Here is a 12,102-nt window from a genome sequence, read left to right as displayed (position 1 = left end):
ATTTTTTTGAACAACTGCGCAACTCCGCCTACAAAGAGAAAATGCTGGAAACAGTTACCCTGGAGTTTCGCCAGGCCATGGGCGATTATGTGCATAATGCAGTGAAACGCGGGGAGATCAGTGAAATGCCGCTTGAAGTATACTGGTCTGTTGCCTTTGCTCCTTTGTATTCGCTGATCAAATTCCATAACGAAGGCAAAAGCCTTGATGGCCGCAAGTTTAAATTCTCGGAAAAAGTCATGAAACAAACATTCGACTGCGTAGTGAAAGGATTATTGAAATAATTTTTTTTAGTCAATTTAATAAATGAACGCTCGCTCACAAAATACCTGGTTATGCAACACGTTCTTATTTTCAAAACAAATATTGCCACCCCTGAAGCCCGTTCCAAAGTGGCCCCGGTGCTGGATCAACAATCCTTTATTGACCGGTGGACGGTAGACATGGAAGATGTGGACTGCGTGCTCAGGGTAGTAGCCGCTGAGCCGGTACCGGAACGCATCATCGCATTGATCAACGCCAGCGCGTACGAATGTGCGGAGCTGGAAGACTAATAACACATAAGCTCAAATCTTCCTTTAATGAAACAAACATCACCCGCATTTTCCGGTCACCAGAAAATGATAGTTGCCCTGTTGGCGCTCACCCAATTTACCGTCATCCTCGATTTCATGGTGATGTCGCCATTGGGTGATATGCTCATGAAATCAATGAGCATAAAGCCTAACCAGTTTGGACTGATCGTATCTGCATATGCCTTCAGCGCCGGTATTTCCGGCTTGCTCACCGCCGGTTTTGCGGACCGGTTCGACCGTAAAAAGTTACTGGTATTTTTTTACACCGGCTTTATCGCCGGCACGCTTTGCTGCGGCTTTGCAAATACTTATTACACCATGATCGCGGCCCGTATCGTTACGGGCTTGTTCGGCGGTGTGATGGGATCTATTTCCCTGGCCATTATCACCGATCTTTTTGATATCTCGCAACGCGGACGTGTAATGGGTTTTGTACAGATGGCGTTTGGCGCCAGCCAGGTGCTGGGTATTCCTATCGGGTTATACCTGGCCAATGCCTGGGGATGGGAAGCGCCCTTTTTCCTGGTGGCAGGCGTCGCCGGCCTGGTGATGCTGCTGATCATTCTCCGGATGCAACCCGTTATTGCGCACCTGGCGGTGCAGCACGACAAGAGCGCTTTCACCCATCTTTGGCATACGGTGAAGAACAGCGATTACCGGGTTGGTTTTACTACCACCGCACTGATGTCCATAGGCGGGTTTATGATGATGCCCTTCGGTAGCGCGTTTGCAGTGAACAACCTGCATGTAACACAGGAGCAACTGCCTTTGCTGTTCATGGTTACGGGTATAGGTTCCCTGTTTATTATGCCGGTGCTCGGGAAATTAAGTGATAAGAAAGACAGGTTCACCCTCTTTACCATTGCTTCCATATACGCCCTGGTGATCATTATTATTTATACCCACTTATCGCCGCAGCCGCTCTGGATCGTTATGTGCCTGAATGTATTGATGATGGCCGGTATCATGGGGCGTATGATCCCGTTCACCGCATTAACCACCGGTATCCCGGACCTGTCGGACCGTGGCGCCTTTATGAGTGTGAACTCTTCCCTGCAGCAGATTGCCGGCGGAATAGCCGCTGTTATCGGGGGAATGATCGTAACGCAGAAAGATAAATTCAGCCCCATTGAACACTACGACACACTCGGATGGGTAATTGTTGGGTTAACACTGCCTTGTATTTACCTTGTGTACCAGGTAAGTATGATTGTAAAAAGAAAACTGGCCAAAGGCGCCGTAGCTAATGCTACGGGCATGATGGCGGAAGCATAGTAATAAAAAGAAGCCGGTACTGCCGGCTTTTTTTATCTGGAAAAAAGTGTCGTTCAACACTGTTTAAGGGTTGATTCCGACAAACTTTTATCTTAGATTTGAACTATGAAACAAATATCCATTCTCGTTCCCAAAGGCGCTGTGGCGCTCAGCTGTATTGAAGGCCCTTTTGTATGTTTCACCAAAGCCAACGACTTCCTGGAAAGCGTTGGAAAAGATCCGCTGTTTAATGTACAGCTGGTAGGGCTCTCCAAAGAAGCGCAGGAATACGACCGGTTTTTTAAAGTAACGCCGGATGTACTGATCTCAGAAAAACATAAAGCCGACCTGATCATCATTCCTGCCGTAAACGGGGAACGGGAAATGGTAATTGAACAGAATAAAGATTTCTTCCCGTGGATTGTAAAGCAGCACCGGGAAGGATCGGAAGTAGCAAGCCTTTGCGTAGGCGCCTTTTTACTGGCTTCCACAGGTTTGCTCAAAGGAAAACGTTGTTCTACCCACTGGCTGGCCGCCAATGAATTTAGGAATATGTTTCCCGATATAGAACTGGTATCTGAAAAGATCATTACAGATGAAAACGGTATTTATTCCAGTGGTGGCGCCAATTCCTTCTGGAACCTGCTTATCTACCTGATAGAAAAATATACCGATCGCGATATGGCGATCCTGGCCTCCAAGTATTTTGAAATTGAAATAGACCGTACTAACCAGTCCACCTTTACCATCTTCAAAGGCCAGCGCGAACACCAGGATGAATCGGTAAAACAGGCGCAGGAATTTATTGAACAGAACTGGCAGGAAAAAATCACTGTAGAACAGCTGTCATCTATGTTTGCAGTGGGCCGCAGAAGCCTGGAAAGAAGATTTAAAAAAGCAACCAGCAACACGGTATCGGAATATATTCAAAGGGTAAAAGTAGAAGTGGCGAAGAAAAGCTTTGAAAGCAGCCGTAAAAACATTAATGAAATTATGTGGGAAGTAGGATATTCGGATACAAAGGCATTCAGAACAATCTTCAAGAAAACTACCGGATTATCGCCGCTCGAATACAGGAACAAATACAATAAAGGGGCAGTCGCAAAATAATGCCTTACTTTTCTGTGCCTGCAGAACTGGAAAACAGCTTATGCCACCGCCCCTCCAGCACACCTCTCAGCATCACGCACAACTCCTGGAAAGTATTGGGCTTGGTCAGGAATAATTTGGCGCCAAGCCGCATGGCATCTTCCATGTCTTCCTTCATATCAGAAGTACTCAGTATAATAATGTTGGTAAGCTGGTGCTGCAAGATCTTTTTCAACTCTATCAGGCATTCCCTTCCATTCATCAGGGGCATGTTAAAATCAAGAAAGATGTAATCAGGTGCGGTGATCTTTTTTTCCTGGAACATGGCCAATGCCTGTATTCCACTGTTGCAAACATGGGTTTCAATGACGGGGGAAATATTATTGATGGCCTCCTGAAAAAAACTTCTGTCATCCGCATCGTCGTCAATGATCATTATCTGTTGTGGTCTTGTCATGGCTAAAATTTTAAGCATTTAGGTCTTCACACTCATTTGATTCTTTTGGCGGGAACGTTGAAGATAAACAAAAATGTAACGGTATTCAAATTAAAGATTTCGTAATACATATACCTGTGCCCGCTACCCGGTGGCGCAAATATTGTAACAATAGAGGTATCATCCTGAAAATACCACCTCATGAAAAAGTATTTGTTGTCACTCGCATTATTGTTTTCAACTTATCTGCTGCCTGCCCAGGACAGTAGTCGTTTGCCGCCGCCGCACGCCACAAAATCCTATGCAAACTACAGCCAGGTACGCGGATGGCAGCCAGGTGAAACCCCCATTGCACCGGCAGGCTTTCATGTTTCACTGTTTGCTGATGGCTTTCAGAATCCCCGGTGGATGTACGCCCTTCCAAACGGCGATGTACTCGTTGCGGAGTCTAACAGCAACTATCCCTTTTTTATGAAGGTAGGCGCTGCCATTATCGGCGCCAGTAAATCTAAAAGCATGAAAAACAGCGCTGACCGTATCACCCTCCTGCGCGATGCCGATCATGATGGCTTCCCCGAGTTGCGTACTGCTTTCCTCACCGGCCTGGACCAGCCTTTCGGGATGCTGTTGATCGGAAATTACTTTTATGTAGCCAACACCAACACATTACTCCGCTACCCTTACAAAACCGGTGATACTGTTATCACGGCTTCGCCGGAAAAGATCACGGACCTCCCTGCAGGCAAGGTAAACCGGCACTGGACCCGTAATATCATCGCCAGTAAGGACCAGTCCAAAATTTATATTGCTGTAGGCTCAGGCACCGATCATGCAGAAAAGGGTATCGGGAACGAACAATCAAGGGCAGCCATCATAGAAATAAATCCCGATGGATCGGGCCGCCGCATTTATGCTTCAGGCCTGAGAAACCCCGTTGGCATGGACTGGGCGCCCGGCACCTCCACACTATGGGTGGCGGTAAATGAAAGGGATAAGCTGGGCAACGACCTGGTGCCGGATTATCTTACCCATGTAAAAGAGGGCGGCTTTTACGGATGGCCCTGGAACTATTATGGCCAGCATAAAGATACACGGGTGGAAGATCCTGCTCCTCCGGAGGTGAACAATACCATTGTCCCTGATGTACAGCTGGGCGCTCATACGGCTTCCCTTGGCCTGGCATTTTATACGGGAGATAAATTCCCGGAAAAATACCGCAAGGGCGCGTTCATTGCCCAGCATGGTTCCTGGAACCGCAAGCCAATATCAGGATACAAAATATTGTTTGTACCCTTTGCCAATGGAAAACCTTCCGGCGAGCCGGAAGATTTTCTTACCGGCTTTATAAAAGATTCCGCTACCGCAGATGTAAAAGGCCGCCCGGTAGGATTGCTGGTATTGAAGAATGGCGCGCTGCTGGTAACAGACGATAAAACCAACCGCATCTGGAAAGTGACGTATGGTCAGTAACGAATTGTTTAACTTGCACCGCATGAAAATATTTCAGCAGGCATTACAGCTGCAACAAAGAAGAAGAGGGTTTCATATTATCACCACCGAAATTCTGCAGGCATTTCCGCAGCTCTCGGAAATAAAAACCGGTATGCTGCAGGTATTTATCCAGCACACTTCTGCATCGCTTACACTCAATGAAAACGCAGATCCTACCGTGCGGAAAGATTTTGAAATGTATTTCAGCAAAGCAGTCCCGGAAAATGACCCGGAATACCTCCATGACGATGAGGGCCCCGATGATATGCCGGCACACCTGAAAGCCGCCCTGCTGGGTAGTTCCGTGATGATCCCCATCCGCAACGGGAAACTCGCTACAGGCACCTGGCAGGGCGTTTACCTTTGTGAGCACCGCAACCACGGCGGCCCGCGAAACCTGTTACTTACGGCCTGGGGTGAATAATACTCAGCTCAGGGCATCATGGAAAATAATACCCAGCGTATGCCGGTTCCCGTTATGCACGGGACTTACGCCATGCTTCATGTTTACACGGTAATATCCCTTGCTGCCTTTTACCGGCCGGAAGTTGGTGGTGAATATCAGCATATCCCCCCGTTGGGGTTGCAGCACATTGGCTTTGGACTGCGCCCGCGGAATTTGTTCGGTTAATACAAACTCGCCGCCGTTGTAGTCTTCCCCCGGCTCATTCAGGAATACTACCAGTTGCATGGGAAAATAAATATCGCCGTAGAGATCCTGGTGCAGCGTGTTAAAGCCGTCTTTTCCGTATTTAAGGATAAGGATAGTGGGCTTCGTTTGCCCGTTGGCGTGGCAGTATTCCTTTAACGCCGTGTGTGTATCGGGGTACCGCTGTGCAATATTCAGTACTTCCATCCATTTATTGGCCACCGGTGCAATGAACGGGTACACGGTTTCACGGATGTTTGTAATCAGCTCCGGCAGCGGATACTGAAAGTATTTATATTCCCCTTTTCCAAAACGGTAACGTTCCATTACTATCGTTTTACGATAGGTGTCATCCGCCTGGTAGGCGCTGATCAGCGTATCACATTCTTCTTTGCCGAGCATCCCTTTCAACAACGTATAGCCGTGGTCGTTGAGATTGGTTGCTGCCTGTTGCCAGTTGTGCTGCTGCAACCGTTTCCTGATATCTTTCATCTGTTAATATTTTATGGAGATATAAAAGTAGCTGCCAGGGCATCCACAGAAAACCCGGTTCTTGCGGTGTTAAAAATTTGCCGTTGTTGCTTGCCTTTCCCGGGAGTAACTGCTGTGCGGGGCATAATTTTTGTGCCGGCGTTCTCATGCGGAAACAAGATCTGATCCCCTCCAATACGGGTACCCCCGGTTTTGTACATGTGCGCGGCGCGCGTGAAAACAACCTGAAAAATGTTAGTCTTAGTATTCCCCGGAATGCGCTGGTGGTATTTACCGGTGTTTCCGGTTCGGGAAAGTCGTCCCTCGCTTTTGGTACGCTGTACGCAGAAGCGCAGCGCCGTTACCTGGAATCTGTATCGCCCTATGCACGGCGGTTGTTTCACCTGATGCCGGTACCGGTAGTGGATGAAATAGACGGGCTGCCGCCTGCGGTCGCCCTGCAACAGCAAAGAGGGGCGCCTACTACGCGATCGTCTGTAGGCAGTGTAACCACCTTATCAAACCTCCTGCGGATGCTGTATTCCCGTGCAGGCGTGTATCCGCGGGGTGTGGCTTCAATGGATTCAGAGTTCTTTTCTCCCAATACGCCTGCAGGCGCCTGCCCGGTATGTCATGGGCTGGGCCGTATTTATGATGCAACGGAAGCATCCATGGTGCCGGACGATTCACTCACTATCCGTGAACGCGCAGTGGCGGCATGGCCTACGGCCTGGTACGGGCAAAATCTCCGGGATATCCTCACTACGCTGGGCTATGATGTGGACAAGCCCTGGCGCGAACTGCCAAAGAAGGTGCGCCACTGGATCCTGTTCACGGAAGAACAGCCGGTGGTACCTGTGTATGCCGGTTTCACCGCCGCAGAAGTGAAGGAGGCTATTAAACGGAAAATGGAACCCAGTTACATGGGTACCTTTTCCGGGGCGAAAAGATATGTGATGCATACTTTCGCCCATACAGAAAGTGCAGCCATGAAAAAAAGGGTATCGCAGTATATGATCAGCCGCGAATGCCCGGAATGTGAAGGGAAGCGGCTGGGGCGTGCGGCATTGTCTGTAAAGTTCGACGGCCTCGATATTGCTGAAATGTCAAGACTGCCACTGAAACACCTGGCCGCTTTAATGGAAAGATACGCGGACGGATCGTCTTCCGCCTTTGCGGCAAAAGGGTTACATCCCGAACGTATCCTGGTAGCGCAACGCATTGCACAGGACCTGGCCCTGCGCCTTGGCATCCTGCTAGACCTTGGGTTAGGCTATCTCCTGCTGGAACGCAGCTCTCCAAGTCTTTCACCGGGTGAATTGCAGCGCTTACGCCTGGCCACACAGGTGCGCTCTAATTTATTTGGCGTGGTATACGTACTGGATGAGCCATCAGCAGGACTGCATCCTGCAGATACCGCTGCATTATTAACGGCCATGGATAAACTGAAAGCGGCAGGCAACTCGTTGTTCGTGGTGGAACATGATCTTGATGTGATCCGTCACGCGGAATGGATCGTAGATGTTGGTCCGGCTGCAGGGGAAAACGGCGGAGAAGTGCTGTACAGCGGGGAACCGGCAGGACTCGCCGCCATAAAGGCTTCCAGCACCCGGCATTATCTCTTCTCAAAAGAAAAAATAACTCCCCGGAAAACCCGCCTGCCAAAAGGCTGGTTAAAACTGGAAGGCGTAACCCGCAACAATCTTGTTAACCTGGCCGCCGCATTTCCGCTGGGTGTGTTCACAACTGTAACCGGCATCTCGGGTTCGGGTAAGTCGAGCCTTGTAAGCCAGGTGCTGGTGGAACTGGTAACATCGCATCTTGGCGAAGCGCCGCCGGCAGCAGAAGAAGGAGAGGAGCTCGAACCATCCAAGCCCATTACGCTTGGAGGCGATATCACAGCAGGTATGGAACATATTAAACGCCTGGTGCAGGTAGATCAGCAACCGATTGGCCGCACACCTCGCTCTAATCTTGCTACCTATACCGGTCTTTTTGACCAGGTACGTAAATTATTTGCTGCTACAAAAATGGCAAAAGCACGTAAATATGATGCCGGCCGCTTCTCGTTTAATGTGGCCAAAGGCCGCTGTGAAACCTGCCAGGGGGAAGGCGCCGTAATGGTAGAACTGCTTTTCCTGCCGAGTGTATATGCCCCTTGCCCTACCTGTCATGGCGCCCGGTATAATGCCAAAACACTGGAAGTTACCTGGGAAGGGAAAAATATTGCGGAAGTGTTGGGTATGACGGTGGACGAAGCCAGGGATTTTTTTGCAGCAGATGCCACCCTGCAGCGTTCCCTGGAAGTGCTGCATGAAGTAGGGCTGGGCTACCTGCGGCTGGGCCAGCCGGCTACAGAGCTTTCCGGCGGGGAGGCGCAGCGCATAAAACTAGCCACGGAGCTGCAGCGTATCGGTAAAGGAAATACCCTGTACATATTGGATGAACCAACTACGGGTTTGCATCCTGCCGATGCGGAGAAGCTCATAAAGCAGCTGAATGGCCTCGTGGATGCAGGGAATACGGTAATTGTAGTGGAACATGAAATGCGGGTGGTAGCGGGGAGCGATTGGGTAATTGACATTGGCCCCGGCGCAGGCGATGAAGGCGGAAAGATTGTAGCGGCAGGCCCGCCACAGGAAGTGGCCAAAGCGCGCAACAGTAAAACCGCGCCTTACCTGGCAGCGTTTATAGCAGGAAAGTAATGGTACTATTCCGGTGGATCATGGTATTTTTTAAGGGTAAAAGGGCAGCACCTGAATTAAATAGTAATGTTGCAGTTGTTAAAATGAATAATGAAATGTTGAAGCTGGCCATCATCAGCGATATCCACGCAAATCTTCCAGCGCTGGTATCGGTATTGGAAGATATAGAACAGTTTGGCGCCCACCAGGTGTATTGCCTGGGTGATCTTACCGATGCGGCGCCCTGGCATAATGAAGTAATAAACCTGATCAGGGAAAGGAATATCCCGGTAATTATGGGCAATCATGATGAGCGTATTGCCTTTGATCACCCTGTGCGTCCGCTCCCTAAACACGGCATGGAGGAACGGGAAGCCAGGCTGCTGGCAATTAATCATACAAAGGAAACCATTGCACCGGAGCATGCGGCTTTCCTGGCAGCGCTGCCGCCATACCTGCAGCTGGAGGCGGGTGGTGCAAAAATATTGCTGGTACACGGCAGTACCCGCAGTAATGATGAATACGTTTACCAGGATCATGATGAAAATGACCTGCTGGAAATGATGGACGAACATCATGCAGATATAATGGTAACCGGGCATACCCATCTCTCTTATATACGCCCGCTGAAAGCGGGAAAAATGGTGATCAATACCGGGTCTGTAGGCAGGTCTAAAGAAGAGGACCGGCTGGCGGCTTACCTGCAACTTACAGTTACCGGTAATAATATTACACCGGTTATCCGGAAGATAGCCTACCCTGTAGAAGAAACAATTGCCGGTATCCGTAATAGCCCTGTCCCGGATTTTTATGCCCGTTTTTTAGCCGGTAACCATAACACTTAGTATGTATCTTTATTTGTAAATTAACGGATATGGAAACTGCTCACCGGGATTACAGCACTATCAGTCCAACTGCCAAATCATTACTGCTTCTGAAAGGGGTTACCGCTATTCCTTATGCAAAAGAAGCCGCAGCGCTGATGCTGGCGCCGCATCCTTACCTCGTGGATAAGGAAAGTAGAGATCTTTCCTTCTGGGCAAGACTGGTGCATTTCGAAGACCGCTACTGGAGTATTAACCAGTTGCTGGAAGAGCTGCCGGAAAGGAATATCCTGGAGTTATCGTCGGGGTTTTCTTTCCGGGGACTGGAAACGGTAAAACAACCAGGGTATCATTATATTGATACAGACCTGCCGGATGTAATTGCCATAAAAAAAACATTTGTAGCGGCATTAGAGAAGCAGCCACCTGCGGGTGTGTTGGAGTTATTGCCATTGAATGCACTCGACGAGGAACTGTTTATGGAATGGGTAAGCCGTTTTCCCGAAGGTCCACTGGTGATAGTGAATGAAGGACTGCTGATGTACCTGGATGATACGGAAAAAGAGAAGTTGTGCGGTATTATCCGCCGCGTGTTGCAACAACGGGGAGGATACTGGATCACGGCAGATATTTATGTGAAACGGGATGCTGCAACCAATGAGATTAAGCGGGACGAACAATGGAAAGCGTTTTATGCGCAGCACCAGATCCATGAAAAGATGTTCGACAGCTTTGAGGCTGCGGAGATTTTTTTCAGGAAGATGGGATTTGTGGCAGATAAGATGGCCGTGCGTGATCACACAAGGCTCACCGGGTTGCCGCACCTGGTAGAAAGCGCCACAGAAGAGCAGTTGCAGAAAATGCGGCAGATGGGCCGGATCAGGGCTACCTGGCGGCTGAAACCTGCGGATTAGTGTTTGCCGTTATTACCAGGTCTTTTAATAAGGTATACAATTGTTCAATATTTACCGGCTTGCTTAAAAAACCATCTGCCCCGGAAGCGGTCACTTCTTCTTTTACTTCGCTGTAACTATTACCGGATACCAGGATGAACGGGATATGCCGCAGGTCACGGCTGGCCCGGAACTGCAACAGCATTTCCACACCGCTGGTATATGGCATGATCATGTCCATCAGTATTGCATCCGGCTGATGTAACCGTGCTTTGGCGAGTCCCTGCGGACCAGAGTCGGCCAGTATGGCTTCTATGCCCATGCGTTTGAGCGCCAGTGAAAACGCGAGGTGGTTCAGGGGATCGTCGTCTACCACTAATACCTTCAATCCTTTTAATGTAGAGAAGTCCGGTATATGACGGGCGGCAGGAGGCGTCGTGGTTATTTCTACCGGCATCCGCAGGGTGAAAATGCTGCCGCATCCATCGGGGTTATCGGTTACGGTAAGATCACCGCCCATTATACGCGCCATGTGCCGGGCAATGGGCAGTCCAAGCCCGCTTGATTCGGTATGTTGTCCCGGTTCGGTAACATAGGGATCAAAAATGTGCTCCTTCCGGTCGGCAGAAATACCTATGCCCTGGTCTATAACAGCAACCGACAGCTGTCCGTTTTTCATACCGGCCTTCACCGTAATGATGGAGCGGAAAGCGGTGAACTTGATAGCGTTGCTGAGAAGGTTAACAATGATGGTGCGCAACTTTGACTTGTCTGCCAGGATATATTCCGGCAGGTTATCGTGCAAGGCAATATTTATATGTACGGATCTTCTTTTGGCCAGGTACTCGTAGGTGTCGCACAGGTGCAGTACCCAGTCGCTGAAGTGAAACGGGGAGTTGATGATCTCGTCTTTGCCGGCTTCAATTTTCGACCATCCCAGTGCATTGCTTACTACCAGCTGCATATCCTGGCAGGCAAAGTGAATGGCTTCCAGGTGGGCAATGCTTACCTGGACGGTTCTTTTCCCCTGGTCGGCCGTTTCAATATAATTTTGTAGGATACTGTTTACCACATTGAGCGGCGACCTGATCTCGTGCGTGGTTTCGCGTACGTAAATACGCATCGCCTGGTTGGTTTTGTCGAGCTGACTTACCAGCTTTTTCAGCTGCCTGTTCTGGTGCCTGCTTTCTTTTGCATAATAATACAGCGCGGTGCCGTTAAGAAAAGTAGCTGAAATGATTACCAGCCAGTGTAAATATAGTTCGGTTTCCTTATTTAGCGGAAGCGATGCAATTACCCCGTACCGGTAATTGATGCCAATAAGTATCATCATCATTACGCTGGCGGTGAGTACCACTATCTGCGACCATGGTTTTTCAAATACCAGGAACACACAAAAAGCAAGGAAGGGTGCAAACAGGTAAACCTGGGAAGCAGGGCCCAGCAATACGCCAAAGAACCAGATAGACATACTGTGTAAAAAGAACATGAACCGTTTCCCGGATACCGGGTTGCTATACCTGGTAATCAGCAATATAGAAAGGAAGAGGGCACTTTCCAGCAGGGCCGGGAGTAAAATGATCTTGTGGCCTGTCATATAATATAACAGGCAACCCAGCGTAAATGCCAGCAGGCTGGCACTTTTAGCCATGGAATTGACAATCTTTATAATCCGTTCCTTTGTGTCATCTGCCTCCGCATTACTGCCGTTCATCCTGGTTGGGGTAAAAATGTTT

The 12,102-nt window shown here is 49.2% G+C and carries 11 protein-coding genes and 1 pseudogene; 9 read left to right on the top strand and 3 right to left on the bottom strand.

Annotated elements, in window-relative coordinates; all coding sequences use genetic code 11:
* The 4 genes and pseudogenes from VN105_RS01450 to VN105_RS01435 all read left to right on the top strand — a co-directional run.
* Window positions 1-284 (top strand): annotated as a pseudogene (locus VN105_RS01450) (TetR/AcrR family transcriptional regulator); the annotation flags it as partial.
* 51 nt (window positions 285-335) lie between these two features.
* Window positions 336-554, top strand: coding sequence for a hypothetical protein (locus VN105_RS01445; protein ID WP_325637201.1), 219 nt, complete (start codon window positions 336-338; stop codon window positions 552-554).
* A gap of 27 nt (window positions 555-581) precedes the next feature.
* Window positions 582-1,850 carry an MFS transporter gene (locus VN105_RS01440; RefSeq protein WP_325637198.1) on the top strand — a complete coding sequence of 423 codons (1,269 nt, stop codon included), beginning with the start codon at window positions 582-584 and terminating at the stop codon, window positions 1,848-1,850.
* Between the two features lie 105 nt (window positions 1,851-1,955).
* Complete coding sequence (locus VN105_RS01435) at window positions 1,956-2,939, top strand: GlxA family transcriptional regulator (protein WP_325637196.1); 984 nt, start codon at window positions 1,956-1,958, stop codon at window positions 2,937-2,939.
* Window positions 2,940-2,943: 4 nt separating this feature from the next.
* On the opposite strand, the gene VN105_RS01430 is transcribed toward VN105_RS01435, so the two are convergent.
* Complete coding sequence (locus VN105_RS01430; protein WP_325637194.1) at window positions 2,944-3,375, bottom strand: response regulator; 432 nt, start codon at window positions 3,373-3,375, stop codon at window positions 2,944-2,946.
* A gap of 180 nt (window positions 3,376-3,555) precedes the next feature.
* On the opposite strand from VN105_RS01430, the gene VN105_RS01425 reads away from it, so the two are divergent.
* A complete protein-coding gene (locus tag VN105_RS01425) occupies window positions 3,556-4,824 on the top strand; it encodes a sorbosone dehydrogenase family protein (RefSeq protein ID WP_325637192.1) in 1,269 nt (422 codons plus the stop codon).
* A gap of 22 nt (window positions 4,825-4,846) precedes the next feature.
* A complete protein-coding gene (locus VN105_RS01420; protein ID WP_325637190.1) occupies window positions 4,847-5,269 on the top strand; it encodes a secondary thiamine-phosphate synthase enzyme YjbQ in 423 nt (140 codons plus the stop codon).
* A 3-nt stretch (window positions 5,270-5,272) separates the two neighbouring features.
* On the opposite strand, the gene VN105_RS01415 is transcribed toward VN105_RS01420, so the two are convergent.
* The gene (locus tag VN105_RS01415) at window positions 5,273-5,986 is read right to left on the bottom strand and encodes a 2OG-Fe(II) oxygenase (protein ID WP_325637188.1); all 714 of its coding nucleotides are present in this window, start codon (window positions 5,984-5,986) and stop codon (window positions 5,273-5,275) included.
* A gap of 146 nt (window positions 5,987-6,132) precedes the next feature.
* Between VN105_RS01415 and uvrA the strand changes: the two genes are divergently transcribed.
* The 3 genes from uvrA to VN105_RS01400 all read left to right on the top strand — a co-directional run bounded on the left by uvrA (window position 6,133) and on the right by VN105_RS01400 (window position 10,387).
* Window positions 6,133-8,670 (top strand): excinuclease ABC subunit UvrA, encoded by a 2,538-nt coding sequence (gene uvrA / locus VN105_RS01410; RefSeq protein WP_325637186.1) that lies wholly within the window; start codon window positions 6,133-6,135, stop codon window positions 8,668-8,670.
* Window positions 8,671-8,765: 95 nt separating this feature from the next.
* Complete coding sequence (locus tag VN105_RS01405; RefSeq protein ID WP_325637184.1) at window positions 8,766-9,494, top strand: metallophosphoesterase family protein; 729 nt, start codon at window positions 8,766-8,768, stop codon at window positions 9,492-9,494.
* 29 nt (window positions 9,495-9,523) lie between these two features.
* Window positions 9,524-10,387, top strand: coding sequence for a class I SAM-dependent methyltransferase (locus VN105_RS01400; RefSeq protein ID WP_325637182.1), 864 nt, complete (start codon window positions 9,524-9,526; stop codon window positions 10,385-10,387).
* On the opposite strand, the gene VN105_RS01395 is transcribed toward VN105_RS01400, so the two are convergent.
* Window positions 10,359-12,102 (bottom strand): ATP-binding protein (locus VN105_RS01395; RefSeq protein WP_325637180.1); only part of this gene is annotated, 1,744 nt, incomplete at its 5' end. The genes VN105_RS01400 and VN105_RS01395 overlap by 29 nt on opposite strands.

It is taken from the genome of Chitinophaga sp. (assembly GCF_035564935.1).
In the GTDB taxonomy this organism is placed as follows: domain Bacteria; phylum Bacteroidota; class Bacteroidia; order Chitinophagales; family Chitinophagaceae; genus Chitinophaga.
Note: the sequence above shows the minus strand (reverse complement) of the source record. Positions and strands in the feature narration are given on the sequence as shown.